Here is a 25,533-nt window from a genome sequence, read left to right as displayed (position 1 = left end):
CGCCGGGCAACCCTTGTCCCCAGCTATGAAAGGACATCATCGTGTCGAAGAACCGTGTTACCAGCCGCCTGTTGACAGCGGCAGCGGTGGCAGCCCTCGCAGCGGGCACCTTGAGTGCCTGCGGTTCAAGCGCAGGGTCATCATCCGACGGGGGCAAGGAAGCCTCCTCGATGTACACATGGATCAGCAACGAAAACGACCGGGCGCAATGGCAGGCCTTCGTCGACGCGGCCAAGAAGAAAGACCCAGCGTTCAACCTCACGCTCGAGGGCCCCAGCTTCAACGACTACTGGACCAAAGTGAAGACGCGGTTGTCCAGTTCCGGTGCGCCGTGCATCATCACCACCCAGGCAGCCCGCGCGCAGGAGCTCAAGGACCTGACGGTGCCGCTTGACGACATGGTCAAGAGCAACAACGTTGACGTGTCCATGTACAACAAGGCGATGATTGACGGCTTGACGGTGGACGGAAGCCTCCGCGGCATCCCGTACGACGCCGAGCCCGTAGTCCTCTACTACAACAAGGACCTCCTGTCCGCAGCAGGAGTGAAGGAACCAACGCTCAACTACACCACCGCCCAGTTCACGTCCGACCTGAAGGCGCTGACGAAGGATGGCATCACGGGCCTGGCCGTTCCGCCGGGCTTCGGCGCAGGCCCAGGCTTGCCATTGGCCTTTGCCAACGGCAACGAACCGGTCAAGGACGGGAAGCTGGACCTGACCAACCAGGGTCTCGTGCAGGACCAGCAGTTCGCTTTTGACCTGGCCGCCAAGGAAAAGGTGGCGGCGCCTCCGCAGGCATCGGACGGCAGCGATGTTCCCGAGCAGCAGTTCATGAGCGGCAAGGCGGCCATGATCATCGACGGACCTTGGATGTACGACACCCTGACCACGAAAACGCAGGGCAAGGTGGGTATCGCGGTCATTCCTTCAACGTCGGGACAAAGCATCGGAATGATCCAGGGCTCGGCATTCGCCATCGCCGCATCCTGCAAGGACAAGGAAACGGCCTTCAAGAACATCATGAAGATTACGACGCCCGAGGTGGTTGGGGCCGTCGGGGCAGCCCGCGGGACCGTACCGTCCGTGGAATCCGCGATCAAGGACTGGGCCGGAAACAAGCCCGCGGCCGACGTCGCCGTGGTCGAAGCGCTGCTGAAATCGGGCCGGCCCTTGGTGACAACGCCCACCTGGAACCAAGTTGAAACGAACTTCACGCAGTACTCCGGCGACGGGTTCCGCGGCAGCAAGTCAGCCCAGGAAATCCTCTCCACCATCGCCAACTCAGCCAAGTAATCCTCCGGGGCGGGCTTCATTTCCGGAGCCTGCCCCGCTCAAGGAATAGGTCAACGATGACTGCTTTACCGACGCTCGCCGTAAAGAACGCAAAGAAGCCGGCCAGGGTTACCGGCCACGGGAAGCTTGCCGCTGTGTACCTTGCCCCCGGCATGCTGGGGTTCCTCATCTTTATCGTGGTTCCGCTCATCGCCTCCCTGGTCATCAGCCTGTTCGACTGGCCCCTGTTCGGCACCCCCAAGTTCGTCGGACTGGAAAACTACACCCGCATGCTGGCCGGGGACCCGGTCTTTTGGACGGTCCTGGGCAACACGTTGTTCTTCGCTATCTGCTACACCGTGCTGAATCTCGTTTTGGCGCTGGCGATATCTACGTGGCTGCACAACCTGGGGAGCTGGGGCCCGTTCTTCCGGGTCCTGTTCTTCATCCCGGTTGTCACGCCGATGGTTGCCAACGCGCTGGTATGGCGGCTCATGCTTACCGATGACGGCGTCGTCAACAGCTTCCTGGCCAATTTCGGCATCCACGGACCGTCCTGGCTCAGCAACAGCCAGTTGGCCATGGGCTCGCTAATCGCCATGTCCCTCTGGCAGGGAATCGGCTACAACATCATCGTCCTCGGTGCGGGGCTCAACGGGATTTCACCCAACCTGCTGGAAGCAGCGCGCATTGACGGTGCCGGGGCGTGGCAACGGTTCTTCCGCGTGGTGCTGCCGATGCTGTCGCCGTCACTTTTCTTCTGCACGGTGATGACCATTATCGGATCCTTCAAAGTCTTCACCCAGCCATACCTGCTCACCCTGGGCGGGCCAGGTGAATCAACTAACACCCTCGTGCTCTACCTGTACCGCAACGGATTTTCCTTCGACAAGCTTGGCTATGCCTCAGCGCTGGCATGGGCGCTGTTTGTGATCGTCATGCTTATCACCGCACTGCAGTTCTCCCAGCAGAAGAGGCTGGTCAATTATGACAACTGAAACCATGGCCAAGGACGCCGCCCCCAATACCGGCACCGTGAATAGCCAACCCCCTGCGCGTCGCAGGAAGATGCGGCCGGGAACCTACATCAGCAGGGCAGCCATTATCCTGGCAGGCCTCATTTTCTTCTTCCCGTTCCTGTGGATGGTGGCCACATCCCTGAAGCCGACTTCCGAGGTCTTCTCCACGGGTTCAAACTTCCTGGCTTCCCGTGTGGAGTGGTCCAACTACGTCACCGCTTGGACTGCCATACCGTTCGCGCAGGTGATCGCTAACAGCTTCCTGGTGTCCCTTGCCGGAGCAGCCCTGACCACCGTGGTGTCGCTGCTGTCCGCCTATGCCTTCGCGCGGCTGCAGTTCAAGCACCGCGACAAGCTGTTCCTTGTATTCCTGGGCACCCTGGTGCTGCCGCAGGAGGTCCTGGTCATCCCGCTGTACATCATGATGAACAAGCTGGATCAGGTGAATTCGCTTCCGGCGCTGATCGTTCCGTTCGCGTTCGGTGCGTTCGGTGCGTTCCTCATCAGGCAGTTCCTGCTTTCCCTCCCGGTCGAATTCGAAGAAGCCGCGCGGATAGACGGTGCCGGGTCCCTCCGGATCCTCTGGAGCGTCATCCTGCCACTGGTCCGTGCACCGCTCGCAGTGGTGGCTGTATTCAGCTTCATCGATTACTGGAGCAGCTTCCTGTGGCCTCTGATCGTGATCAATGACGTCTCCCGGGCCACGATTCCGCTTGGCCTGTCCATGTTCTCCGGCGAACGTGGAACGGACTGGGGGCCGTTGATGGCCGCCGCAACCGTAGCGGTGATTCCCAGCCTCTTGGTCGTCATCCTCCTGCAACGCCAGCTGGTCAAGGGCGTCAGCATGGGGGGATTCGGCGGCCGCTGAACAACCACCCAGACCCAAGATTCCCAGAATCACCTATCTGAAATTGGAGTGCAGCATGACTGACAGCACAGCCACGCCTGAAGACTGGAACAAGTTGTCCCGGCCTTTGCCGGAGTGGTTCCAGAACGCGCCGTTCGGCATCTTTATCCACTGGGGCGCCTACTCCGTTCCCGCCTGGGCCGAACCCATTGGCGCCCTGGGCACCATCGAGGACCGCGAGTGGTTTACCCACAACCCCTACGCGGAGTGGTACTACAACACCATCCGCATTGATGGCAGCCCTGCCCAACAGCACCACCGGGAGGTGTTTGGCGGCGAGGACTACGACGCCTTCCTGGACCAGTGGAAGGCCGAACAGTTCGATCCGGCCGACTGGGTGGAACTGTTCAAATTTGCCGGCGCCGACTACGTGGTTCCCACCACGAAGCACCATGACGGCATCGCCCTGTGGGACGCCCCGGGAACGGGGGAGCGGAACACGGTCCACCGTGGCCCGCGCAAGGACCTGATCGGCGAAATCGCCCGGGCAGTGGAGGACAAGGGACTGAAGCTGGGTCTTTACTACTCAGGCGGCCTGGACTGGCATGTGCGTCCCTTCCCGCCGCACATCACCAGTGAAAGCGTCCATGACACATCCCGGCCCAAGGACGCCGGCTACGCGGAGTACGCGTACAACCACGTGGCCGACCTGGTGGACAAATACCGGCCGCACATGCTGTGGAATGACATTGAATGGCCCGACGCCGGCAAGCACTTCGGTGAGCATGGGCTCGGCACCCTGTTCGAACGTTTCTACGCGGCTGTTCCCGACGGCGTGGTGAACGACCGCTGGGGTGACACTCACAAGGACTACGCCACCAGCGAGTACGAAGCTGCCAGGGAGAACGAGTCCGAATCCGAGTGGGAGAACTGCCGCGGCGTCGGGTTCTCCTTCGGCTACAACCAGGTGGAAGGCCCCGAGCAGTCGCTCACCGGCCAGGAGTTGGCGCGCCACCTGGCCGACGTTGTTTCCCGGGGCGGCCACTTCCTGTTGAACGTTGGTCCACGGGCTGACGGCACCATTCCGGAGATCCAGCGGCAGGCCCTGACGGACCTGGGCCACTGGATGGCAACCGCCAAGCAGTTCCTGGTGGGCGGCCGGCCGCTGCAGGCTGGTCCGGCGGCAGGCAGTGACGACGATAGCTGGGTCCGATGGCTGGACCGGGGGTCCGAGGTCATCGTCTTCGTTGACGCGCTCGACGGGAAGACCGACGCTGTGGTGACGCTGGACGCGGGCGCGTTCTCCCCGGCGCAGGCGTCGGTGGAGGGCGGCGGCGGAGCCGTGGAGGCTTCCGGCGGTGCACTCAAAGTGACGCTGTCACCTGACCGTTCCGGTCCTGTCATCGTGCGCATTCCCCGGGCGTAGGTCCCGAGGCTTCACGACGGCGGCTGCCCGCAACGTGGCGGCCGCCGTCGTCGCGCGTCAGGTGTACATCAGTGACCCGGGCGTCGTGAGCTTCTCCCCGGTCTCCAGCCAGGTCTTCAGGCCGGAGAGGATCATCGGCCAGCCGCCGTAAAGCTGTTCGTTGGCGCCCTCGCGCAGGTCGCTGTGCGTGACGGTGAGGTGGCAGGAATCGCCCACCGGTTCGATCTCCCAGGTGACCTTCGAGGTGCCCTCGGCCTTGACGTCCTCGCCCCAGAGGGCGCGCATGGTCTGGACCAGGCGGCGCGGCGGGTCCACCTCCAGGTTTTCGCCCTCGCCCAGCGGTGCACCCGCCTTGGGGTTGTTCATCACGAACCGGCCGCCAAGGGACCAGTCGGCCTCGATGGTGTTGCCGAACTGGTACTTGCTGCGGATGGTGCTGTCCGTGATGGCTTCCCAGAGCCGTTCCGGCGTGGTCTTGATGTAAATCTCGAAGATCTTTTCCATGGGACTTTCCAATCTGGATTTGAGGTCGCTGAGGGCAGCGGCCCATGGTTCTGCGTATTTGCTGACCCACCGGTCGTGGACCAGTCGGATGGGCACCGGGTTCAGGAAGTGCAGTTTTTCCCGGCCACGACGGCGGGTGACCACCAAGCCTGCGTCCTCCAGGATGCGGAGGTGCTTGGCGATCCCGAACCGGCTCATGTCGAACCGTGCCTCAAGGGCGCTCAGCGACTGCCCGTCCTCGCGGAACAGCTCGTCAAGCAGGTCCCGGCGGGTGGGGTCGGAGAGTGCCTTGAACACGTCATCCATAAGGCCAATGATAGGTGACCATATGGTCACCTATCAAGGGTTTCAGTTGCGGGAAGCCAAGCTGCGGTCCCGTTCCTCGAAGACCTCGTCCCCCGGCCCGGTAAAGGCCCGGGACCGCTCCACCGCTTCAATCGAGCCGGTGAACAGCTGCGATTCGTGCGGGTCCGCCGGGGGACGCACACCGCCTGCCACGGGCGACCCCAGCCCGCGCAGTGGTGCGCTGCGCGGGGCGGCCCTGCCGCCGTCGTGCGCCTGTTCCCAGCGCTGGTGCGGCAGTGCCTCCGGGTGCCCCTGCTGCAGGAAGGTGACCATGGTTTCACGCACGAGGCAGCGCAGGTCGAAGAGCGCGGCACTGTCCGCGGCGCTGACCAGGATCCGGACACGGACGAAACCACCCGTGGCGTCGGTGATCTGGAGTACGCCCACCCGCTCATCCCACAGTTCCGTCCCGGCCAGGACGCGGCGCAGCTCGGTGCGCATGTCCTCCACGGGGGCGCGCCAGTCCAGATCGAACTCCACAGTTCCCATCACCTCGGACTGGCGGCGGGTCCAGTTCTCGAACGGCGTGGTGGTGAAGTAGGTGGACGGCAGGATCAGCCGCCGGTCGTCCCACAGATGCACCACCACGTAGGTCAGCGTGATCTCCTCGATCCGGCCCCACTCCTTCTGGACCACCACCACATCGTCCACGCGGATGGCATCGGTGAACGCAAGCTGCATGCCGGCAAAGACGTTCACCAGCGAGGTCTGGGCAGCGAGGCCGGCAACAATGGAAATCACGCCGGCGGACGCCAGCAGCCCGGTGCCCAGGGCCTGGATGGCGGGGAAGGTCAGCATGGCGGTGCCCACCGCAAGCACCACCACCAAGGCCACTGCGATCCGCCGGGCCAGGATCATCTGCGTCCGCAGCCGCCGGGCCCGCCGGTTGTCCGCCACATCCACGCTGTGCCGCTTCAGCACTACTGCCTCAAGGATGAGCAGCACCGCAACGGCCAGCCAGGCGCAGGCACCGATGAGGGCTATCAGGAGGAAGTGGTCGACGGCGCCGTGCCAGCTTTCGGCGCCGGCTGTCATTCCCAGCGCGGCGCGGACGCCCACGAGGCACAGTGCCAGCCGCAGCGGCTGGCGGGCCACCCGGGAGGTGGCCTGCAGTTCGGGACGTTTCCGGTTCAGCCGCAGGACCACCTTGCGCAGCAGCCAGGACAGGGCGAGTCCGGCCACCACGGCCAGGGCCATGGCGATGAAGGGCATTGCTGGGTTCAGGACGTCTTGCATCCTTTAACGTCTATCAACTGCGGCCGGAGGGGCTGAAATCGGGGCCGCGCGCCGGCATGTCTGCCCGGTCCCGCAACAGGGCCTGCTAGGGGTGGGCCAACGGCTGGCGTGGCGCGATGTTGTGGTTGCGCCTGAAGAGGTTGTCCGGGTCGTACCGCTGTTTGAGGTCCAGCAGACGCCCGTACTTCTCCGGCCCGTAGGTCAGGGGCACCGCATTGGGGTCCTGCCGGGCTTCGCTGCCCAGGAAGTTAACGTACTCGCCCGTTTCGGCGAAGGGCTGCATCCGTGCATGCGCTGTGCGGGCAAATTCGCTAAGGCGCAGGTCGTCTTCAGCCGAAGCCCAGAACCCGTAGACATTCAGCAGGTAGCGTGCGGACCGGTTGGGGTAGGCGGTCGCTTCTTCCGGAACCCGCGCAAAGGCTCCGCCGAGAAGGTGGACGTCTATACCGGTGCCCTGCCACCGCACCTCGGAGGCGAACCCGGTCAACACGTCGATGACTTCCCCGTCGAGGCGGGAGAAGGAGACGTTCTTCCAGTAGCCCCTCGATCCGGTGGGAAAGAGGCTGTCCATGGCGCTCTGCCATTCAACCCAGGAAACCGGACCCACCTCCTCCTCGTCCGGCGGGGCGAGCGTGCGCAGCTGGTCGATCAGAGCCAGTCCGGGCCGGTGGTCGGCGCCCGCCCACGCACAGGCGAGGATCAGCCAGGGGTCACTTCCCATCCCGAACTCCGGCGGCAGGACCAGGAAGCTGCTGATGGGGTTCATCTCGTCAGGCAGGTCCCGGCTCCACCGCTCAAAGCCGGCCAGCGCTGTTGTCCAGTGGTCCGGCCGGTAAAAGAGGTTTCCGCCGAGTACGGGCTGGGGCAACTGACGGGCCCGGAAGGTGAAGGAGGACACAACACCGAAGTTGCCGCCGCCGCCGCGCAGCCCCCAAAACAGATCGGGATTCTCCCGGCCGCTGGCCTGCAGCTGCTCACCGGAGGCCGTGACCACAGTGGCGGAGTCCAGGTTGTCCAGCGTCAGTCCGTTGCTGCGGGTCAGCCAGCCAACACCTCCGCCAAGCGTCAGGCCGGCAACCCCGGTGGCACTGATGACGCCCAAAGGGACTGCCAGGCCGTGCTTCGTCGTTGCCGTGTCCACGTCCGCCAGCGTTGCGCCCGGTTCCACGGAGACCAGCCGTCTTTCCGTATCAACGGCAACCCTCCGGAGCTGGCTCAGGTCCAGGACCAGGCCGCCCTCCACGCTGCCGTGCCCGGCCACGTTGTGGCCCCCGCCCCGCACCGCCAGCGGCAGTCCGGTACTGCGTGCCGCGGCCAGGACAGGGGCGATGTCCGCAATTGAGCCGGCACGTGCAACAGCCCTTGGCCGCAGGTCATGCATCCCGTTCCAGATGCGGCGGGCCTCGTCATATCCCGCGTCGCCCGGTTCGATCACGCTGCCTGCAATCCGGGTCCGCAGGTCTTCCAGTTCCCTGGCCACCCGGCGTTCCGGCTCGCCACGCTCCACTAAACCCATGATCCGACCTCGCCAGGGGTGCTGGATCTCCGTCGATCCAGCCGGTTGAAAACGAAAAAAGTGCGCCTCGAAACGGCGCGACAGGCTGCGGCAGTCCAAGTATCCGGCGGCGCGCGGCGGCGGTCAAGATCCACGGGTCCCCTCAAGGAGGTTAGGGGCCCGGCTGCTGCAGGAGGAGGGCCACGAGGGCCGGAACCGTGGCTGCAAGGGTGGCTCCCTTGCGGGAAGAACGCGGGTAGCCTTGGGCGCATGCAGAAGATATCGATCGAAGCGCTGGCCCGGCAGCAGCTTGAGGCTGCGATCGGCTCCACTAACGGGCGTGCGGCGGACACTGTGTACGGCGGCCACGAGAAGGTCCTCCGCCAGACGGTCATGGCCATGACCGCCGGTACCCGGTTGAGTGAGCACCAGAATCCGGGCGATGCCACGGTCTTTGTGATCCAGGGCTGCGTCAACCTGCGGGCGGGCACGGAGTCCTGGCAGGGCAAGCCCGGAGACTTGTTAATCGTCCCGCCCGGCCTGCACAGCCTGGACGCCGAGGAGGATTCCACCTTCCTGTTCACGGTGGCCAAGTACCGCGACTGACTGCTGCTTCCGGAGCTCGGGTCAGCGCGACGGGTTGGTTTTGTCCCCCGGCTCCTCGGGCTGCCCGGAGGGCTGGCCCGGGCCGGGAACCGCTTCGCCGTTTCCGTTCCTGCCGGGACGGTCATCCGGTTTGAGCTCGGCCGGCTGGCCCGCCGCCGGAGGGCCCACCGGCTGGCGGGAATCCCTGGCCGGGACGGCAGGGGTGGCCTGTTCCCTTTGGCCATCCGGCAGGGCGTCCGGGGCCTCCCTCCCGGAGTCCTGGTGGAACGTTGGTGTGTGGTCGTCCGCTGGGCCACTGATCTCCGGAGCGTCCGGCATGGGAGGCTCTGCCCCGGGAAGAACAGCCGGAACACTGGCGGGCAAGGTTTCGGGGGAGGCAGGCACGACGGCGGGCGTCGCCGGGCTCGGTGCCCGCGGCCCCGGCTCGGGGGCAGCGGGAGTTGGCGGGGCCGGGGGTGCGAACGACCGGAAAATGCTGGTGACGGTGCCCTCTGCTCCGCGCCGCAGGTCCTCATTTCCGGCTGCGGCCCCGCCCGCGACGCCGAGCGAGGCAGCCACGCCCAGGGCGGTGAAGGCAAAGCGCCTGTTGCGCCGGGGCCGGCCGGGGTCCAGCCGGGCTACTGTTCCGGAAGCGGCCAGGAGCGCGGCGAGTTCGGCCGACGGCTCCGGGACTTCATCCGTCCGCAGGCTCCGCAGCTGCAGCAGCAGGTCACGCAGCTCTGCGTCCTCCCCGCAGCCCGCTTCGGCAAGCAGCGCGTCCACCGCGCGCTGGTCATCCAGCCGGTGCTGCTGCCGTGACTCGTCGTCGCCCGTCATGACTGGTCCTCTCTCCGTGAGGGGATGAGCTTGCGTAGCCGGCACAGTGCGCGGCGCTGCAGTTGCTTGATGGCCCCGGGGCTTTTGCCCATGATCTCCGCCGTCGTCTCGACGGACAGGTCGGCAACAACCCTCAACGCAATGACCTCCTGCTGGTCGCGCTGCAGGGTACTGAGCAATGATGTGACGCTGGCCGAGCTCTCAACCGCCAGCAACTGGTCCTCTGCGGAGTCGCTGCAGCGGGAGTCCGCGGCCGGATCGTAACCGGTGGTCGGCGGGGCCTTGAGCCGGCGCCGGTGCTCGTCCACGTAACGGGCGTGCGCAATGGAAAAGGCAAGAGACTTTGCCCCCTTCAACCCGCCGGACAGGTCGCCGAGTTTCGGGTAGAGAGCCAGGAAGACTTCCTGGGTGAGTCCTTCGGGATCCTCAACGCCGCGTGAGCGAAGGTAGCTGAGCACTCCGGGGGAGAGCTCCCGGTAGACGACGGAAAAGAAGCCGTCGTCGGTTTGCCCGGGCCGCTCCGCCTCGTGCCTGGTCCCTTGCATCCGCCCCCCTGCGGCAGATCCGGTTGCCCGGTGTGTGGCTGCCATGCCGGGACGATCAAACCGTCCCGGCACGGCAGTGCTTGCTGACAGGCTACCGCCGTCCGCCGCCGGAGTGCTGGGCTGCGTTGCCGCCCTGCTGTCCGGCAGCGCCGTTGTTGGCGGGGGCTGCCTGGCGCTCCGGTGCCTGCTGCTGCTGGACCTCATCCTGTTCCGAACCCGCCGGCTCGTCGTCCCCGTCTGCGGGAGCGGCAACGGTATCGCAGTAGGCGTCGATTCCGCTCTCGCCTCCCGCTGCGTCAGCGAGGGCGGCGTAGGCCACCGATGTGGTGTTCAAGCCGCCATTGGCGAAGGCGTTGCAGAGGCCGACGGCGGCCGGTCCCGTGGCGTCCGGACCTGCGGCCGTGGAGGTGGGCGACGGGTCCGCGGTTTCGGTGGGGACGGGCTCAGGCGCCTCGGTTTCCGTTTCGGTCGGAGTGGGTTCCGGAGCCTCGGTCTCAGTCTCCGTGGGAGTGGGATCCGGCGATTCGGTTTCCGTGGCCGTGGGGCTGGGATCCGGCGATTCCGTTTCCGTTGCGGTGGGGCTGGGTGACGGTGACTCCGTCTCCGCGAGTACCGACGGGCCGTCCGGCAGCGACTCCGCCATGGCGGCCACCCCGGTCCCGCCTACCGCCAGGGCGCCTGCTGCGAGCACGGTCATTGCGAGCTTGTTGCCTGAAAAGGTAAAGAAAGCCATGAGACCCTCCGTTGACGAATTTTATGGATTGCGATCAACTTCGCGGGATGTCCCCGCACTTAATGGATCGAAATCCGCGTCACAGAGGTTACGGGTTTGCGACAGGCCTTTTGACTAATTTGTCATTCCACTGGCGTCCAGGCTGCCGTGCACGTCCTCAGGCGCGTTCTTCCACTGCGGGTTCCGGCCGTTCCTTGACCGGCCGGGGCTCCAGCCACACCTGTTCCCGCGGACCCGGCGGGTAGGCGTGCCTCTTGCCGGTGAGGGTGATCACCAGGGCAGCCACCACCGGAACCGCGGCGGCCACCGGCACCAGCAGCGGGCCGCCCGCCACCAGCGCGCCCGAGCCGTACAGGGCGCCAACGGTGATCCCCAACTGGATGGTCAGCACCGTCAGGCCGTTGGCGGCCTCGCTGTACTCTCCACCGGCGCGCAGGATGGCCGCCTGGTTGTAGATGCCGATCGCACCCAGGCCCGCGCCCCAGACCGTCATGAGCGCCATCGCCAGCACAAGGTTGCCCACGGCCAAAGGCAGCAGGACCATCGACGCGGCGATCGCCGTCGTCGTCACCAGCAGCGAGCGGCGCGGACGCGAATCCACGGTGAGCCCGGCAACCCAGATGCCGAGCAGGCCCGAGGCGCCCAGGACGGTGAGCGACAGGCTGGTGGCATACTCGGGCAGCGCGGCTTCGCGGATGAACGGGGCGATGTAGGTGAACAGCGCGAAGTGGGCCAGCACCAGCAGCGGCCACGCCGTGGCCACCGCCTTCACACCCGGCTCGGCGATGGCACGCCGGATGGATGGCCGGGCGGCGTCGGAAATGCGCCGGACCCTCGGCAGCAGGAAGAAGGCAAGCACGGCAAGGACCAGCCCGAACCCGGCCAGCACCAGGAACGCGGCCCGCCAGCCCAGGAACCCGCCCAGGGCTGTACCTACCGGGGCGCCGATGGCCAGGCCCAGGCTGTTGCCGCTGAACACGATTGCCAGGGCCTTGCCCACCTTGTCCGCCGGAACCACCCGCGTGACGAACGGCGCCATGGTGGTCCAGAGCAGCCCGTGCGCCAGGCCGCCCACCAGTCGCGCGATCATCGCCGTCGTGAAGTCCGGTGCCAGCCCCACCCAGGCGTTGCTGGCCGCAAACGTCAGCACCAGGCCCACCAGCAGCGCGTGCCGGGGGATCCGGGCCAGCAGCCGCGCCACCGGGACCACCGTGACCACAATCACGGCGGCGTAGGCGGCTGCGAGGTAGCCGGCCACGGGCTCCGAAACGTTCAGGCCGGTGCTGATTTGCGGCAGCAAGCCGGAGGGGAGGAGCTCAGTGGTGATCGCGGTGAAGGCGATGGTGGCCAAAACCGCCATCGCGGCGTAGGGAAAACGGGCAGGGGACGGCGCGGAAATCGCGGAAAGCATGGGGGAGGGTCCATTCAAGGGGAGGGTTGGAACGCGGCTCGCTGGCCGGACAATTCCTCCCTTAAATTTACAGGATCAAACCCCCTACTCCGCGCGGTTTACGGCGTGTTCCGCCGTGGCCGGTGCGTGTCCGGCATCCTGCCCGGGGAAGGACCTGGGTTCCTAGTGACGGGGGCCAAAATCGGTGTCCGTGTAGGCTCCGGGCCGGCGGGCGGAGGCACCCTGGCAGGCGCAGTTGCCCTGCACTTCGATGCGCACCGCGGCCGGCACGCCGGCTTCGACGCGCAGGTCCAAAGGCTCAGAATTCGCAGCGGCGATGCGCAGCACCGGGTCCTGGGTGGAAATGGCAGTCATGGTTGTCCTTTTCTTAGGTGAGGTTCTGGTTGATTCGTGAGTCGAGCAGGCCCGCCGCTAGTGCCGGTGCCAGCCCGGGAGCCAGCGGAAGGCGCGGGACCACCAGGCAGTGCCACAGGTGGTAGATGTCCGCCTTGCCGGACCAGACGGTGGAGGTGACGTTGCCGTTCTCGTCGAGTTCCTGCTTCCAGGATCCGTGCTCGTAGTCGATGAACCAGTCGCGGGCGTGGTCCCAGATCCGCTCGTACCAGTCCGCGTATTTCTCTTCGCCCGTGGCGATGTAGAGGGCGGCGGCGCCCCCGATGGCCTCGGCGGGCACCCAGCGGATGCGGGTGGTGACAACCGGCTTGCCTTCCCAGTCCACCGTGTACACGAATCCGGGATGGCCGTCGGGCTGCCAGGCGTCGCGGATGGCGGCGTCGAACAGGCCCCTCGCGTCCTCCAGCAGCCATGCGGGGACGTCCAGGCCGCGGGCCTCGAGCCCGGCGCGGAGGTGGAGGAGCAGGCGCGCCCACTCCACCCAGTGGCCGGGGGTTCCGCCGTAGGCGCGGAACTGGCTGGCCCGGTCGTCGGTGTTGTACTCCGGCATGGGGTTCCACGCAGGGTCGAAGTGCTCGAACACCCGGTAGTTGTTGTTGCGCGCGAAGTCGTGGATGAGCACCTCGGCGATGTGCAGGGCGCGTTCGATCCAGCGGTTTTCCCCGGTCACGTCGGCGACGATCAGGTAGGCCTCAACGGAGTGCATGCTGGCGTTGCCGCCGCGGTAGGCCTCGGTTTCGGTGAAGTCCCGGTTCCAGGAGTCGAAGCACATGTTGGCCTGGTGGTCCCAGAATTTCGTGTCGGCCACCCGCAGCGCCTCATCCAGCAGTTCCCGCGCTCCGGGGCGCCCCGCGGCAACGGCACTGGCGGCAGCGAGGAGCACGAAGGAGTGCTGGTAGCCGGACTTGGTGTCGTTGACCGGGCCGTTGTCATCCACTTCGGCGTACCAGCCGCCGAATTCATCGTCGTGGAGGACACCGTTGAGGGCGGCGATGCCGTGGTCCACCAGGGTCGCGGCACCGGGCCGTCCCATCAGTGCGGCGACGGCGAAGCTGTGGGTCATCCGCGCGGTGATCCACAGGTGGGTTGGCTTGTCGGCGAACACCTTGCCGTAGTTGTCGAGCCAGCCGAATCCCGTGGGGACCTTGGAAGCTGTGGCGAAATTGATGAGCCGGTCGGTCTCCGCCTCGAGCCACCGTGCGTGGGCGGCACTGTCGAGCCAGGTCATGTCATGTCCTCTTTCTGGTGAAGGTGCAAAATGTCAGGTCAGCCGACGGCGTCGGATACGCCGCGGATGATGGTGGCGGCCGCTCCCAGGTAGGCCAGGATGATCAGGAGGATCTGGGCGGCGCGGGCGGGGACGTGCTTGGCGGCGAGGTCACCGAGCACCAGGCCGGCCAGGCAGGCGACGGCGACGGCGACCCACATGGCCAACGGCAGCGCCGGGAACGAGGCGGGGGCGGTGATCGCCTTCGAGACCAGGGAGAACGTGCCGATGGTGAAGAAGTACGGCTGCATCGTGGCCGCGAAGGATTTGTGCTGCCACCGGGTGGCGATGGAGTACATGCTGACCGCCGGCCCGCCCACGCCCGCCGCCGTGTTCATGAACCCGCTGAGGCCGCCGGCGGTGAAGAGGTAGCGGCGGCGCTCGGGCAGGGTGGCGGATTTCAGGACCAGCAGGACCGTCAGGCCGACGGCGAGGAGCACCCCGATGGAGATCTCCAGGATGGCCGGCGGTATGAGCCGGACCAGGATGGCCGCCGGGATGATCCCCAGCAGGGCTGAGGCCGCCAGCATCAGGTAGCGCTTCCAGTCAATGTCCCGGACCACCCGGAAGATGATGGCCCCCGCCGTCACGGCGCCGCACACGTTCACCAGCACTACGCCCTCCACCGGGCCCAGGAGCAGGACCAGGAAGGGGGCAGCAACCAGCGCGAACCCCATGCCGGTGACGCGCTGCATCCCCGCACCCATGACGACGGCGCCCAGCACCAGCCCGGTGGTCAGCATTTACGGCCTCCAGGCCACGTACTGGACCTCCTCGAACTCTTCGAGGCCCAGGCTTGATCCCTCCCGGCCGAGTCCGGACTGCTTGGCGCCGCCCATGGGGGCGAAGGCCACGGAAGGCAGGGGGTCGTTCACACCCACGATGCCTGCCTCGAGCCGCTCGGGGATCTCCCAGCCGCGCTTCGGGTTGCTGCTCCACACATAGGCGGCCAGGCCCATCTCGGTGGCGTTGGCCTTCCGGATCGCTTCGTCCTCCGAGGAGAAGGTGACGACGCCGGCAGCCGGGCCGAAGACTTCCTCGGTCACCAGGAATGCATCGTCCGGGACGTCGGCCAGCAGCGTGGGTGCCATGAACGCGCCTTTGCCGGGTACTGCAGTCCGCTGCGTGACCTGGCGGGCGCCGCGTTCCAGGGCGTCGTCCACCAGCGCCTGCACCGCGGACACCCGTTCGGCGTCGATGACCGGGCCGAGGTCCGGGACCGCCGTGCCGCCGTCGGGAACGCCGTGGCCGATGCTCATCGCGTCAAAGCGTGCGCCGAGCTTCTGCGCGAACTCGTCCGCGATGCTGTCCTGGACCAGGAACCGGTTGGCGGCCACGCAGGACTGTCCGGTGTTGCGCAGCCGGCCCAGGACGGCGCCTTCGACGGCGGCGTCCAGGTCCGCGTCCTCGAACACGATGAAGGGTGCGTTGCCCCCGAGTTCCAGCAGGGGCCGGACCACGCGTTCGGAAGCCGACGCCATGATCTGCCGGCCGACTCCGGTGGAGCCGGTGAAGCTGACGGCCCGGACCGCCGGGTGGGACATTAACGCGCCGGTGACCTCGCGGGAGGGGCCGTGGACCAGGTTGACCACGCCGGCGGGGAACCCGGCGTCGTGCAGGACCTCGAACAGGCCGGTGGCGGCAAGGGGAGCCTTCTCGGACACCCTGCCCACCACGGTGCAGCCGGCGGCCAGCATCGCCGCGAGCTTCCGGGCCTGGATGGAAACCGGGAAGTTCCAGGGCGTGAGGCTGAGGGCCACCCCGACCGGCTTGCGCAGGCTCAGGTGCCGGCGGCCCTGCAGTTCAGGCGGGCTGACGGTGCCGGTGGCGCGGCGGGCTTCCTCGGCGAACCATCGGAAATACTCCACCGAGAAGTCCACCTCGCCCTGTGCCTCCGGGAGCCGTTTACCGGCTTCCAGGGCCAGGGTGTGCGCGAGTTCGTCGCGGCGTTCGGCCAGGAGGTCGGCGGCGTTGCGGAGCAGGTCCGCCCGGTTGCGGACGGTGGTGCGGGACCAGGAGCCAAAGGCCTCCGCCGCGGCATCGGCCGCTTGCGTGGCATCCTCGGCGGTGCCCCAGGCCACCTCGCCCACGGTGCTGCCGTTGCCGGGATCAGTCACGTCCTTGGCGGTTCCGGCGGTGTGCCAGGTGCCGTTGACAAGGTGTCGGGCCGATTTGAGGTTCATGAATTCTGCCTTTCGTTGGCTGGGAGGGCGCGGCCGCCCGCGCAGCCGCCCGTCGTCGTCGTACTCATCCCTTGCTGGCGCCTGCGGTGATGCCGGCCACGAAGTAGCGCTGCAGGAAGACGTAGGCCACCACCACGGGCAGGGACGCCAGGATGACGCCGGCGAACAGGAGCGGGTAGTTGGTCTGGAATTCGCCCTGGAAGCTCAGCAGCGCCAGGGGCAGCGTGCGGTTGCCGGGGGTCTGGATGAACAGCAGCGGGTACAGCAGCTCGTTCCAGTGGATGACGAACAGGAAGATCGCGGCGGCGGCGATGGAGGGGGCGGAGAGTGGAAGGGCGATGGAGGCGTAGGTCTTCCACGGTCCGCTGCCGTCGATGGAGGATGCTTCGTAGAGTTCCTTGGGCAGCGTCCGCATGAACCCGCCCAGGATGAACACGGCGATGGGCAAGGTGGACACCACGTTGGCCAGGATCAGGCCGGCCAGGTTGTCCAGCAGGCCCAACCTGCCGAAGAGCACGTACAGCGGCACCATATTCGCCTGCGCCGGGATAGCCATGCCGAGGACCAGGAAACCGAAGATGGCCCAGGACATGAACCCCTTCAGCCGGGACACTGCGTAGCCGGCCAGGCTGGCCAGGAACAGGGTGAGCGGCACGGAGACGGCCGTGACGATCACGCTGTTCATGAAGGACGAGCCCAGGTTCTGGCCGCCCACCACCTCCGCGAAGTTATCGGGGGCGAGGGAGTGCGGGAGGCTGAACGGCCCGGCGAACAGTTCCTGCGTGGTCTTGAAGCTGCCGAAGGCCACCACGGTCAGCGGAACGATGATGATGACCGCGTAGATCGCCAGGATGGCGCGGCGGCTTATTGAGGCGAGCATGCTGCTAGTCCCCCTTCGGGGTCAGCCGGAGCAAACGGCGCTGCAGCCAGGTGACCAGGGCGATCATCGCCATGAAGATGATCGACTGGGCGGCGGCGTAGCCGAACTCCGAGTTGGCAAAGGTGCTGTAAATGCGGGTGGAGAGGATGTCCAGGGCAGCCTTGGGCGGGTTGCCGGCGATGCCGAGGATCAGGTCGAACGCCTTGAAGGACTGCACGGTGGTGTAGGCCACCACAATGGACGTTGCCGGTGCCACGAACGGCCAGGTGATGGACTTGAACTGCTGCCACTTGTTGGCACCGTCCATTTCCGCGGCCTCGTAGAGCTCCTTGGGGATGGCCTGCAGGCCTGCGATGTAGACCACCATCATCTGGCCCGAGTGGAACCACACCTGGGTGACGGCCACCCAGTACAGGGCCTGGGCGTCGTTGCCGAGGTAGGCGCCGCCGTCCAACCCCACAGTCCGAAGGACCGAATTGGCCAGGCCGAAGTTGGGGTCGTAGATGAACTTCCAGATGAAGGCCACCGACACGGAGGACAGGATGGTGGGGAAGAAGAACAGGGCCCGGAGCAGGATGCTGCCGCGCGAGTTCTTGGTCAGGAGCAGCGCCAGGACCAGGGAGAATGCGGTCTGGGCGATTACCACCAGCAGCACGAACTTCAGGTTGTTGGTCAGTGCGTTGGTGAACAGCGAGTCCTTGCTGAACGCGCGGATGAAGTTGTCCAGCCCCACGTAGTTGAACGCCGCCGAGAAGCCGTTCCAGTCCGTGATGGCGTACTGGAAGGCCTGCAGGGTAGGCATCACCAGGAAGAAGGCGATGACGGCGACGGCGGGCAACGGGAACAGGTACAGGGCCGGATTCACCCGGGTGGGAGAGCGGCGGCGCACCTTGGCAGGGTTGTCGGCATGTTGACTGTCCGGTGCCTTGCGTTTGGCAGCCGTTCCGGGATGGATGCTCATAGCCGTTCGTCCACAATCTTCTGGGCGGCTGCGGCTGCCTGCTCCGGGCTGGTGCCGGAGATGACGGCCGTGGCGCTGGCCTCGACCGCATTCCGGACATCCAGGTTGTTGAACTGGAACCGTGCGGCGAGGGCGGTCTTCTTCTGCAGCCAGGGGCTCAGGCGCTTGAGGTCCGGGTTGGTGTACTCCACCTTGTCCACGGAGACGTGCTGGGCGGTCTGGTTGGCATAGTAGCCGGCGTTTTCGGGCTCGGACAGGAAGTCGATCCAGGCTGCGGCGGCGGCCTGGTTCTTGCTGGCCGAGTTGACGCCCAGGATGAAGGTGGCGTTGTAGGCACCCTCATACTTGCCCTTGCCATCGGAGGTGGTGTTGGGGAACACCAGGTCGATGGGGAACTTGGCGCCCAACCCGCGGACCGCGGCGATATGGTACGAGCCCGTGGCCAGCATGGCGGCCTTGCCCTGCGAGAACAGGTTCTGCGCCGGCTCCACCGCGGTGCCGGTGGCGTTGGGCTGCAGGTACGGAATCAGGTCCTTGTACTGGTTCAGCATCTTGATGAACCAGTCGTCGGTCACCTTGAGCTTGCCCTGCTCGATCTGGGCGCACATGTCGTCCACCGGGGCGTTGTTGGCGATCATGCAGTTGAACAGCTGGCCGCCGTTTCCCACGTCCCCGCCGGGCCAGGAGATGGGGATGACGCCGGCGGAGGCGAGCTTCTCGCACATGCCCAGGAAGGCGTCCCAGTTGTTGGGGGCAATCTCGGCGCCGGCCTTGTCGAAGAGGTCCACGTTGGCCATGGGCATCGGGAACACCACCTGGTAGGGCAGGCCCAGCTGGCTGTCGCCGTTCTGCCCGGCGGAGAGCAGGCCCTTCTGGTAGTTCTTCACCGCCTGGCTGTCCTTGAGCTCCGTGTAGATCCCGGCTTCAGTGAAGTTCTTGAACTGGGCGCCGCGGAAGGTGGCGAAGGCGTCGCCGATGGAGCCGCCGCGCAGCTTCTGCAGGGCCTGGGCGTTGTAGTCGTTGGAGGTGGAGATGTCCTGGGCGACCTCCACGCCGCTGTGCTTTGCCGCGAAGCGCTTGATGAGCTCGTCAAACACGGCTTTGTCCTCGCCGCGCCAGTGCGCGAAGGAGACCTTGCCGGTGACGGCGCCGGTGGACGGGGCGGCCGGTCCGCTGGCTCCTCCGGGCGCGGTGGAACCGCCGGGCCCGGCGCACGCCGCCGCGGTGGCGCCGAAGCCAAGGGCCCCAAGAATGGCCATGGCCTGCCTGCGTGAAATCTGACTCACAATAATCTCCTCGTTGAGTGTTTGCTGTGCCTTGTTTGCTTGCTGCGGAGAGGGGTTGCCCCCGGCGCTTCGGTTCTCGGGCCGCCTAGGCGTGTGCCTTCTGGCTGGAGACGACGTCGTCCACCACGGCGCAGAGGCGCTGCAGCCGGCGGACGGCGTCCGTGGAGAGGGATTCGACGACGTCGGGGGCGCCGATGCAGGAAGCCCACACGGCGCGTCCGGAGAGGAAGCCGCTGGCGCCTTCCAGGCAGGCCCACCGGACGGCGTCGGGGAAGACGTCTTCGGGGACACCCGAGGACAGGACCACCCAGGGCCCGTCGATGGCCTTGGTCAGTTCGGCGCAGGCGGCGCGAACCTCTGCTTCGGAGGCCTGGCCCTTGAAGGGGACTTCTGCCTTGTAGAGGTCGGCGCCCAGGCTGCCGAGTTCCTTGGCGGCGGCGAGGATGCCGGCGTTCCAGTCGAAGTCGCCGCCGGCGAGGGGCTTGCGGGAGACGGGTTCGATGATGCTGATCAGCCCGGCGGACCGGCAGCTCTCCACGAATTCGCGGACCATGGCCACCCGGCCCTCGGCGGGCTCGTCCGGGCGGTACAGCACCAGCAGCTTGAGGGCTTTGGCGCCCAGGGCCTTGTACTTGTGCGGCTCCACCAGGCGGTCGATGGTCACTTCACCCACCAGCTCGCCGTGCGCGGATTCGAAGTGGTCTGCCGAGGCGATGAGTCCGCAGCCGGGGTCCACGACGCCGGCCTCGATGGCCTGGTCAAGGGCGAACTGCCGGTCGATAAGGATTCCCGAGGCATAGGGGCTGAGGATCCGTGCGGCCTCCAGCTTGAAGGTGCGCAGGTCCTCGTCGGTGACGGGCTGGTCCGTGTGCTCGGCGAACATGTTGCGCATGGCTTCGCGCTGGTCCACGGCGAGCATCGCGAAGGCGCCGGAGGGGCGCTGCAGGGGGGAAAGGTCGGTGTGGCTCATGGGCTGCTTCTTTCAGCTGGCTGGTGATGGGGCTAGGCAGGTTGGTTGGTGGCAAGTTCGGAGGTGACGGCCTGGTGCGGGATGGCCGAGCGGCCATCCAGCCCGGCGCAGGATGCTGCGGCGGTGCGGCCGGCGAACGCGGCGGCTTCCACCAGCGGGAGCCCGGCCGCGACGGCGGCGAGGAGCGCGCCGTGGTAGACGTCGCCGGCGCCAAGGGTGGAGACGATCTCTGCCGGCGTGACGGGCACGTGGACGGGCTCGCCGCCCCGTTCCAGGACCCAGGCGCCGTCTGCGCCGGCGGTGGCGACGACGGCGGAGGCGCCGTCGTCGACCGCTTTGCCCAGCAGCGCCGCGGGGGAGAGGTCCCCGCCGTACTCTGCGGCGAGCCTTTCGATGGTGGGGACGTAGAGTGCGACGCCCCGGGGGCTGAACGAAGGGATGGGGTTGCCGGCGTCCACACTGATGTTCAGGGCGGCGGTGCCGGTCACGGCGTTCCAGCCCAGGTGGTCCGTATGGACCCACGCGGCTGATGCCAGCAGTTCGAAGAACCGGCTCCCGGCAGGAAAGCTGACCGGGGGCACCGGCCGGGTGACGATAGCCCGGCTTTCGGTGGCCCGACTGACGATGATCACGCTGGCGCCGGTTTTAACCCCCGGATCGCGGATGACGGCCGAGGTGTCAACGCCCTCGGCCTCGAGTCCGGCGATGATGCGGTCGCCCTCTTCGTCGGTGCCGAGGACGCCGGCGAAGGCGGTGTTGGCGCCTGCCCGGGCCGCGGCGACGGCCGCGGTGGCTGCGGGGCCGCCGCCCGCCGTCGCAAAATCCGTGGCGACGGTGCGGCTGTCCGCTGCCGGGTAGTCCTGCACCAGGGCGATGGAGTCAAGGGTGGCGCAGCCTACGAAGAGCAGGGGTCCAGTTGACGGTTGGGGCACGTTCCACCTCGTTGTAGTTGCGGCTGGTACTGAAGAAATATACACACGCTATGTTGGAAAAACAACACTTTCTGTATAGTTGTGTTTGGGATGCAACGCCGCGGTCCCCCCACTCAACGTAGAGAAACGGAGCAGCTCATGTCATTGCCTACTGCGGAAACAGTCCGGACCATCCGGTACGGACTCATCGGAGCGGGCCATATGGCCCGTGAACACGTCCGGAACCTTGCACTGATTCCAGGAAGCCGGATCACCGCAGTCTCCGACCCCACGCCGGCCTCGCTCGAGGAGACCGCCCGGGAGATCGGCTACGAGGTACGCACCTTCGACTCGCACCGTGATCTGCTGGCCTCCGGCCTCGTGGATGCGCTGGTCATCGCCAGCCCCAACGACACCCACCTGGGCATCCTGAAGGACATCTTCGCCAGCGGAACCAACCTGCCCGTGCTCGTGGAAAAGCCCGTGTGCACCAGCGCCGAGCAGGCCGACGAACTCGAACAGCTCGCCGCCGGCTACCAGGCACCGGTGTGGGTGGCCATGGAATACCGCTACATGCCGCCCGTGCAGGAGGTCATCCAAGCCGCGCACAACGGCAAGCTCGGCAACATCTACATGCTCTCCATCGTGGAGCACCGCTTCCCGTTCCTGCACAAGGTGGACTCCTGGAACCGCTTTGCCGAACGGACCGGCGGCACCCTGGTGGAGAAGTGCTGCCACTTCTTTGACCTGATGCGGCTGATCCTGCAGGACGAACCGCTCCGCGTCTACGCCAGCGGAGGGCACGACGTGAACCACATGGACGAGGTGTATGACGGCCGGATCTCCGACATGGTGGACAACGCCTATGTCATTGTCGATTTCAAGGGTGGCCGCCGGGCCATGCTTGAGCTGTCCATGTTCGCCGAGGGGTCCAAGTTCCAGGAGCGGATCTCCATCGTGGGTGATGCCGCCAAGATCGAGACCCTGATTCCGGTGGCCGCCAACCACTGGATCCCCGGGGACGAGGCCGAGGCCACCGTCGAGTTCAGCCCGCGCTCGCCGCTGGGCCCGGAAAAGCACGAGGTCCCGGTGGACGAGGCAGTCCTCGCAGCAGGTGCGCACCACGGTTCCACCTACTACGAGCACCTGGGCTTCCGTAAGGCCATCCTGGGCGAGGGGCCGGTGGAAGTCACCGTCGCGGACGGCCTGCAATCGGTCCGGATGGGCCTGGCCGCCGAACGTTCCATTACGGAAGGCCGCCCCGTGGAGCTTACGAATGCCGCTTCCGGGGTACGTTCCTAAGTAGATTGGTGTTGGAATTGCAACACTCCGCCAGGCTCCGGCCCGGCATATTGGGGAGGAAAGAAGGGGATATGAGCACCGCACGGAAAGAGGGTGCGCTGACGCCCCGCCAGCGCACCATCCTGGACGAGCTGGGCAGGCGCGGGTTCATTTCCACGACCGACCTGGCGGAGACGTTTGCAGTTTCGGACATGACCGTCCGCCGCGACACCCGCGTGCTGTCCAAGCTGGGCCTGGCCCGGGTGGTCCACGGCGGCGTCAGCGCGGTCGACGGGCACGGACAGAATGCCGACTTCGCGGCGCGGGTCCGGGAGGACTCCGACGCCAAGCTGCGGGTGGCGCGGGCGTGCGTGGCGATGGTGGGTGAGCGGGACGCGATCATCCTGGACGCCGGCACCACCACGTACCAGATCGCGCAGCAGCTGCCCACGTCGTTCACGGGCACCATCATCACGCACTCCGCCCCCGCCATCCAGCGCTGCCTGCAACTGACCGCAGCCCGCACCATCTGCCTTGGCGGGGAACTCCTGCTGGACAGCCAGGCGTTCAACGGGCCCATGACTGTCAGCGCCGCTGCCGGCCTGCGGGCCAGGACGGCGTTCATCGGGGTGTCCGGCATCCACGACGAAGCTTTCTATATTGAGCGGGACGTGGAGCGCGCCACTAAGATCGCCCTTATGAATTCGGCTGAGCAGGTAGTGGTGGTGGCAACCCACCAGAAGATGCTGCGGTACGCGCTGGCGCGGCTCGCGGCTTTTGATGCGGTGGACGTCCTGGTAACGGATGCGCCGCCGCCAAGGGAAATCGAGAGCGCGCTCACCGCCGCCAACGTCAAGCTCGTGGTTGCCGCGTGAGGGCGCCGCTGCGGGTGTGCCTGCCCGACCAAAAGCTCATCGACGCGCTCGAGCCGATGGACGGCGTCGAGTTTGTCCTCTGGGACCTCTCCGGCCCCGCGCCGGAGGGCCGCCTGGACCTCCTGGTGCCCGGCTACATGGGAAAGCCCGCGGCGCTCGCCGCGCTGGAGGGCGTCGATGTCGGCCTGGTGCAGAGCCAGTCCATCGGGTACGACGGCGTCGCTTCCGTCCTGCCCGCGGGCGTCACCTTCGCGAACGCGGCGGGAGTCCACGAGACGTCGACGGCGGAGCTCGCCGTGGGCATGATGATCGCCTCCCAGCGCGGGGTCCCGGACTTCGTCCGGAACCAGGAGAGCGGAACCTGGGACAACAGCCAGCGGCCCAGCCTCGCGGACCGGCGCGTGCTGTTGGTGGGATACGGGGGAGTGGGCAAGGCGATCGAGGCCCGGCTCCTGCCCTTCGAAACGGAGGTCACCCGGATGGCCAGCCGCTCACGGGAGGATGACCGGGGAACCGTCCACGGCATCGACGAACTGTACGAGCAGTTGCCGCTTCACGAGATCGTGGTAGTCAGCGTCCCGCTGAGTGAGGCCACGGAGCGCCTCGTCGACGCGAAGTTCCTCGGCGCCATGCCGGACGGTGCCCTGCTGGTCAACGTGGCCCGGGGGCCGGTGGCGGACACGGACGCGTTGCTGGCCGAGGCCTCAAGCGGGCGCCTTCGCGCGGCACTGGACGTGACCGACCCCGAACCCCTGCCCGCTGGCCACCCCCTGTGGACAACGCCCGGCGTGCTGATCACCCCGCATGTGGGCGGGGCGAGTTCGGCAATGTTTCCGCGGATGGTACGGCTGGTCAGGAAGCAGATCGGCTTGCTGCTGGACGGCAAGGAACCGGTGAACGTGGTGCTGCCATAATGCTTCCGCGCCGCGCTACCCAGGGCCTGCCCCGGCTCCTATGCTTGGGCCATGTCCACCTTTGAAGTCCGCCGCAGTGCCGTCATCCCTGCCGCCGCCGAAGACATCTTTCCGCTGGTCAACAACTTCCACGAATGGACTGCCTGGTCCCCGTGGGAGGTGGTGGATCCCGGCATGAGCCGGCGCTACTTCGGCCCGGACTCGGGCGCCGGCGCTGGATACGAGTGGAGCGGCAACCGCAGGGCCGGCAGCGGAACCATGGAAATCGTTGAGTCGGCGCCGCCCAACACCATCCGCATCCGCCTGCAGTTCACCCGGCCCTTCAAGGCGCTGAACCCCACGACCTTTACGTTCGCGTCCGTCCCCGGCGGGACCGAGGTCACCTGGGTGATGACCGGAGAGAACAAGGGCCTGGGCAGGGTTTTCGCGCTGTTCATGAACATGGACAAGATGGTGGGCGCCGATTTCGAACGGGGACTCGACTCGTTGTCCGCGGCTGTGGCGGCGAAGGCGGGCTGAGCGGCCCGTGGGCCTGGTGGATGATGCCATCGCCGCGGTCTCGGAGCCGGACCGCGGCTGCCTGTGGCGCGTCGTGGAGATCGCCCGCGCCCTGGCGCCGGACGCCACCGAGGGCATGAGCTACGGCATGCCCGCGCTGAAGGTGGACGGCAAACCCTTGCTGGCGGCCGTGGCCACAGCCAGGCACCTCTCCGTCTTCCCCTTCTCTGCCGCCGTGGTGGAGGCGGTGGCCCCGAGGTTGGACGGCTACTCGCTGTCCAAGGGTACGATCCGCTTCACGGCGGACCACCCGCTGCCGGAGGACGTGGTCGAGGACATTGTCCGGCTGCGGCTGGCGGAGATCCGCACGTAGGGCAGGGGCACGTCCGGGCCACCGGGGCAACGGGACTTAAGGATCTTTCTGCCGACGGCCACGCTGCCTAGCCTGAGGACATGGCACATTCGTTTGAGTCCCTCGTGGACACCTTCCGGAACATGGGCGTCTCCAGGGCCTACGGCACCCCGGTGACTGTGGACGGCCAGGAGCTCGTTCCCGTCGCGCTGGTGACTTTCGGGTTCGGCGGCGGCAGTGAATCGGACCAGGGCGCCTCGGGCGGGGGTGGCGGCGGCATGGTGTTGCCGCTTGGCGTCTACGTCACCGAAAACGGGCGGCCGGTGTTCCGTCCCAACACCATCGCCGTCCTGGCGTGCCTGGTTCCGCTCGTTGGCGCTGCCGGCGTGGCCCTGCGCCGGGCGATTGCCGCGGCACGGAAATAACCCTCCGGGACCGCTTAAAACCCCTATTTCCCCGCCGCAGAAACGGTTCCATAATGGCCTCATAGGCTTCGGGGACCCCG

General features: G+C 66.8%; 27 protein-coding genes. 11 read left to right on the top strand and 16 right to left on the bottom strand.

Annotated features, from left to right (window positions below; genetic code table 11):
* Positions 1 to 41: 41 nt before the first annotated feature.
* Genes AC3IMC_RS16785 through AC3IMC_RS16770 form a run of 4 tightly spaced genes read left to right on the top strand, consistent with a single transcriptional unit; the run spans position 42 to position 4,566 of the window.
* Positions 42 to 1,295 (top strand): ABC transporter substrate-binding protein, encoded by a 1,254-nt coding sequence (locus tag AC3IMC_RS16785; RefSeq protein ID WP_490919796.1) that lies wholly within the window; start codon positions 42 to 44, stop codon positions 1,293 to 1,295.
* A 56-nt stretch (positions 1,296 to 1,351) separates the two neighbouring features.
* Positions 1,352 to 2,272: a carbohydrate ABC transporter permease gene (locus tag AC3IMC_RS16780; protein WP_490919794.1), complete on the top strand. Its 921-nt coding sequence runs from the start codon at positions 1,352 to 1,354 to the stop codon at positions 2,270 to 2,272.
* Entirely contained in the window at positions 2,262 to 3,161 is a 900-nt protein-coding gene (locus tag AC3IMC_RS16775) for a carbohydrate ABC transporter permease (RefSeq protein WP_490919793.1), read from the top strand. Before AC3IMC_RS16780 ends, AC3IMC_RS16775 begins: the two co-directional genes overlap by 11 nt.
* A gap of 55 nt (positions 3,162 to 3,216) precedes the next feature.
* Positions 3,217 to 4,566 (top strand): alpha-L-fucosidase, encoded by a 1,350-nt coding sequence (locus AC3IMC_RS16770; protein ID WP_490919791.1) that lies wholly within the window; start codon positions 3,217 to 3,219, stop codon positions 4,564 to 4,566.
* 57 nt (positions 4,567 to 4,623) lie between these two features.
* Here AC3IMC_RS16770 and AC3IMC_RS16765 read toward each other — a convergent pair whose 3' ends face one another.
* The 3 genes from AC3IMC_RS16765 to AC3IMC_RS16755 form a co-directional block, all read right to left on the bottom strand.
* Positions 4,624 to 5,376 (bottom strand): ArsR/SmtB family transcription factor, encoded by a 753-nt coding sequence (locus tag AC3IMC_RS16765; RefSeq protein WP_490919789.1) that lies wholly within the window; start codon positions 5,374 to 5,376, stop codon positions 4,624 to 4,626.
* A gap of 42 nt (positions 5,377 to 5,418) precedes the next feature.
* On the bottom strand, positions 5,419 to 6,651 hold the full coding sequence (locus AC3IMC_RS16760; protein ID WP_490919787.1) for a mechanosensitive ion channel family protein: 1,233 nt from the start codon (positions 6,649 to 6,651) through the stop codon (positions 5,419 to 5,421).
* A gap of 85 nt (positions 6,652 to 6,736) precedes the next feature.
* Positions 6,737 to 8,167, bottom strand: coding sequence for an FAD-binding oxidoreductase (locus AC3IMC_RS16755; RefSeq protein WP_490919785.1), 1,431 nt, complete (start codon positions 8,165 to 8,167; stop codon positions 6,737 to 6,739).
* Positions 8,168 to 8,416: 249 nt separating this feature from the next.
* Here AC3IMC_RS16755 and AC3IMC_RS16750 point away from each other — a divergent pair, with 249 nt between their 5' ends.
* Complete coding sequence (locus tag AC3IMC_RS16750; protein ID WP_490919784.1) at positions 8,417 to 8,752, top strand: cupin domain-containing protein; 336 nt, start codon at positions 8,417 to 8,419, stop codon at positions 8,750 to 8,752.
* Between the two features lie 21 nt (positions 8,753 to 8,773).
* On the opposite strand, the gene AC3IMC_RS16745 is transcribed toward AC3IMC_RS16750, so the two are convergent.
* The 13 genes from AC3IMC_RS16745 to AC3IMC_RS16685 form a co-directional block, all read right to left on the bottom strand.
* The gene (locus AC3IMC_RS16745) at positions 8,774 to 9,568 is read right to left on the bottom strand and encodes a hypothetical protein (RefSeq protein WP_490919782.1); all 795 of its coding nucleotides are present in this window, start codon (positions 9,566 to 9,568) and stop codon (positions 8,774 to 8,776) included.
* On the bottom strand, positions 9,565 to 10,113 hold the full coding sequence (locus AC3IMC_RS16740; RefSeq protein WP_490919780.1) for an RNA polymerase sigma factor: 549 nt from the start codon (positions 10,111 to 10,113) through the stop codon (positions 9,565 to 9,567). The genes AC3IMC_RS16745 and AC3IMC_RS16740 overlap by 4 nt, the downstream gene beginning before the upstream one ends.
* 91 nt (positions 10,114 to 10,204) lie before the next feature.
* Positions 10,205 to 10,846: a hypothetical protein gene (locus AC3IMC_RS16735; protein WP_490919779.1), complete on the bottom strand. Its 642-nt coding sequence runs from the start codon at positions 10,844 to 10,846 to the stop codon at positions 10,205 to 10,207.
* Between the two features lie 157 nt (positions 10,847 to 11,003).
* Positions 11,004 to 12,257, bottom strand: coding sequence for an MFS transporter (locus tag AC3IMC_RS16730; protein WP_490919778.1), 1,254 nt, complete (start codon positions 12,255 to 12,257; stop codon positions 11,004 to 11,006).
* Between the two features lie 162 nt (positions 12,258 to 12,419).
* Positions 12,420 to 12,611, bottom strand: a complete 192-nt coding sequence (locus AC3IMC_RS16725; protein WP_490919777.1) for a hypothetical protein — start codon at positions 12,609 to 12,611, stop codon at positions 12,420 to 12,422.
* A 13-nt stretch (positions 12,612 to 12,624) separates the two neighbouring features.
* On the bottom strand, positions 12,625 to 13,878 hold the full coding sequence (locus AC3IMC_RS16720; protein ID WP_490919776.1) for an AGE family epimerase/isomerase: 1,254 nt from the start codon (positions 13,876 to 13,878) through the stop codon (positions 12,625 to 12,627).
* Between the two features lie 38 nt (positions 13,879 to 13,916).
* The gene (locus tag AC3IMC_RS16715; protein ID WP_490919775.1) at positions 13,917 to 14,660 is read right to left on the bottom strand and encodes a sulfite exporter TauE/SafE family protein; all 744 of its coding nucleotides are present in this window, start codon (positions 14,658 to 14,660) and stop codon (positions 13,917 to 13,919) included.
* A complete protein-coding gene (locus AC3IMC_RS16710) occupies positions 14,661 to 16,100 on the bottom strand; it encodes an NAD-dependent succinate-semialdehyde dehydrogenase (RefSeq protein WP_490919773.1) in 1,440 nt (479 codons plus the stop codon).
* A gap of 64 nt (positions 16,101 to 16,164) precedes the next feature.
* Positions 16,165 to 16,980, bottom strand: coding sequence for a carbohydrate ABC transporter permease (locus AC3IMC_RS16705; RefSeq protein ID WP_490919772.1), 816 nt, complete (start codon positions 16,978 to 16,980; stop codon positions 16,165 to 16,167).
* Positions 16,981 to 16,984: 4 nt separating this feature from the next.
* Positions 16,985 to 17,941 (bottom strand): carbohydrate ABC transporter permease, encoded by a 957-nt coding sequence (locus tag AC3IMC_RS16700; protein WP_490919771.1) that lies wholly within the window; start codon positions 17,939 to 17,941, stop codon positions 16,985 to 16,987.
* Positions 17,938 to 19,227 carry an ABC transporter substrate-binding protein gene (locus tag AC3IMC_RS16695; protein WP_490919770.1) on the bottom strand — a complete coding sequence of 430 codons (1,290 nt, stop codon included), beginning with the start codon at positions 19,225 to 19,227 and terminating at the stop codon, positions 17,938 to 17,940. Before AC3IMC_RS16695 ends, AC3IMC_RS16700 begins: the two co-directional genes overlap by 4 nt.
* A gap of 85 nt (positions 19,228 to 19,312) precedes the next feature.
* Complete coding sequence (locus AC3IMC_RS16690) at positions 19,313 to 20,197, bottom strand: aldolase (protein ID WP_490919768.1); 885 nt, start codon at positions 20,195 to 20,197, stop codon at positions 19,313 to 19,315.
* A gap of 32 nt (positions 20,198 to 20,229) precedes the next feature.
* On the bottom strand, positions 20,230 to 21,129 hold the full coding sequence (locus tag AC3IMC_RS16685; RefSeq protein WP_490919767.1) for a carbohydrate kinase family protein: 900 nt from the start codon (positions 21,127 to 21,129) through the stop codon (positions 20,230 to 20,232).
* A gap of 138 nt (positions 21,130 to 21,267) precedes the next feature.
* Here AC3IMC_RS16685 and AC3IMC_RS16680 point away from each other — a divergent pair, with 138 nt between their 5' ends.
* From AC3IMC_RS16680 to AC3IMC_RS16655, 6 genes are all read left to right on the top strand, one after another.
* The gene (locus AC3IMC_RS16680; RefSeq protein ID WP_490919765.1) at positions 21,268 to 22,410 is read left to right on the top strand and encodes a Gfo/Idh/MocA family protein; all 1,143 of its coding nucleotides are present in this window, start codon (positions 21,268 to 21,270) and stop codon (positions 22,408 to 22,410) included.
* Positions 22,411 to 22,481: 71 nt separating this feature from the next.
* Entirely contained in the window at positions 22,482 to 23,264 is a 783-nt protein-coding gene (locus AC3IMC_RS16675) for a DeoR/GlpR family DNA-binding transcription regulator (protein ID WP_490919763.1), read from the top strand.
* Complete coding sequence (locus tag AC3IMC_RS16670; protein ID WP_490919762.1) at positions 23,261 to 24,178, top strand: 2-hydroxyacid dehydrogenase; 918 nt, start codon at positions 23,261 to 23,263, stop codon at positions 24,176 to 24,178. The genes AC3IMC_RS16675 and AC3IMC_RS16670 overlap by 4 nt, the downstream gene beginning before the upstream one ends.
* Positions 24,179 to 24,229: 51 nt before the next feature.
* Positions 24,230 to 24,697, top strand: coding sequence for an SRPBCC family protein (locus AC3IMC_RS16665; protein WP_490919761.1), 468 nt, complete (start codon positions 24,230 to 24,232; stop codon positions 24,695 to 24,697).
* 7 nt (positions 24,698 to 24,704) lie between these two features.
* Positions 24,705 to 25,049 (top strand): iron chaperone, encoded by a 345-nt coding sequence (locus AC3IMC_RS16660; RefSeq protein WP_490919760.1) that lies wholly within the window; start codon positions 24,705 to 24,707, stop codon positions 25,047 to 25,049.
* An 80-nt stretch (positions 25,050 to 25,129) separates the two neighbouring features.
* A complete protein-coding gene (locus AC3IMC_RS16655) occupies positions 25,130 to 25,453 on the top strand; it encodes a hypothetical protein (protein WP_490919758.1) in 324 nt (107 codons plus the stop codon).
* Positions 25,454 to 25,533 lie beyond the last annotated feature (80 nt).

Source organism: Arthrobacter sp. E70, from assembly GCF_058266945.1.
Note: the sequence above shows the minus strand (reverse complement) of the source record. Positions and strands in the feature narration are given on the sequence as shown.

Coding starts and splice junctions, on each gene's coding strand:
- AC3IMC_RS16780 (WP_490919794.1), top strand. CDS start 1,352: ATGACTGCTTTACCGACGCTCGCCGTAAAGAACGCAAAGAAGCCGGCC.
- AC3IMC_RS16775 (WP_490919793.1), top strand. CDS start 2,262: ATGACAACTGAAACCATGGCCAAGGACGCCGCCCCCAATACCGGCACC.
- AC3IMC_RS16770 (WP_490919791.1), top strand. CDS start 3,217: ATGACTGACAGCACAGCCACGCCTGAAGACTGGAACAAGTTGTCCCGG.
- AC3IMC_RS16765 (WP_490919789.1), bottom strand. CDS start 5,376: ATGGATGACGTGTTCAAGGCACTCTCCGACCCCACCCGCCGGGACCTG.
- AC3IMC_RS16760 (WP_490919787.1), bottom strand. CDS start 6,651: ATGCAAGACGTCCTGAACCCAGCAATGCCCTTCATCGCCATGGCCCTG.
- AC3IMC_RS16755 (WP_490919785.1), bottom strand. CDS start 8,167: ATGGGTTTAGTGGAGCGTGGCGAGCCGGAACGCCGGGTGGCCAGGGAA.
- AC3IMC_RS16750 (WP_490919784.1), top strand. CDS start 8,417: ATGCAGAAGATATCGATCGAAGCGCTGGCCCGGCAGCAGCTTGAGGCT.
- AC3IMC_RS16745 (WP_490919782.1), bottom strand. CDS start 9,568: ATGACGGGCGACGACGAGTCACGGCAGCAGCACCGGCTGGATGACCAG.
- AC3IMC_RS16740 (WP_490919780.1), bottom strand. CDS start 10,113: ATGCAAGGGACCAGGCACGAGGCGGAGCGGCCCGGGCAAACCGACGAC.
- AC3IMC_RS16735 (WP_490919779.1), bottom strand. CDS start 10,846: ATGGCTTTCTTTACCTTTTCAGGCAACAAGCTCGCAATGACCGTGCTC.
- AC3IMC_RS16730 (WP_490919778.1), bottom strand. CDS start 12,257: ATGCTTTCCGCGATTTCCGCGCCGTCCCCTGCCCGTTTTCCCTACGCC.
- AC3IMC_RS16725 (WP_490919777.1), bottom strand. CDS start 12,611: ATGACTGCCATTTCCACCCAGGACCCGGTGCTGCGCATCGCCGCTGCG.
- AC3IMC_RS16720 (WP_490919776.1), bottom strand. CDS start 13,878: ATGACCTGGCTCGACAGTGCCGCCCACGCACGGTGGCTCGAGGCGGAG.
- AC3IMC_RS16715 (WP_490919775.1), bottom strand. CDS start 14,660: ATGCTGACCACCGGGCTGGTGCTGGGCGCCGTCGTCATGGGTGCGGGG.
- AC3IMC_RS16710 (WP_490919773.1), bottom strand. CDS start 16,100: ATGAACCTCAAATCGGCCCGACACCTTGTCAACGGCACCTGGCACACC.
- AC3IMC_RS16705 (WP_490919772.1), bottom strand. CDS start 16,980: ATGCTCGCCTCAATAAGCCGCCGCGCCATCCTGGCGATCTACGCGGTC.
- AC3IMC_RS16700 (WP_490919771.1), bottom strand. CDS start 17,941: ATGAGCATCCATCCCGGAACGGCTGCCAAACGCAAGGCACCGGACAGT.
- AC3IMC_RS16690 (WP_490919768.1), bottom strand. CDS start 20,197: ATGAGCCACACCGACCTTTCCCCCCTGCAGCGCCCCTCCGGCGCCTTC.
- AC3IMC_RS16680 (WP_490919765.1), top strand. CDS start 21,268: ATGTCATTGCCTACTGCGGAAACAGTCCGGACCATCCGGTACGGACTC.
- AC3IMC_RS16675 (WP_490919763.1), top strand. CDS start 22,482: ATGAGCACCGCACGGAAAGAGGGTGCGCTGACGCCCCGCCAGCGCACC.
- AC3IMC_RS16665 (WP_490919761.1), top strand. CDS start 24,230: ATGTCCACCTTTGAAGTCCGCCGCAGTGCCGTCATCCCTGCCGCCGCC.
- AC3IMC_RS16655 (WP_490919758.1), top strand. CDS start 25,130: ATGGCACATTCGTTTGAGTCCCTCGTGGACACCTTCCGGAACATGGGC.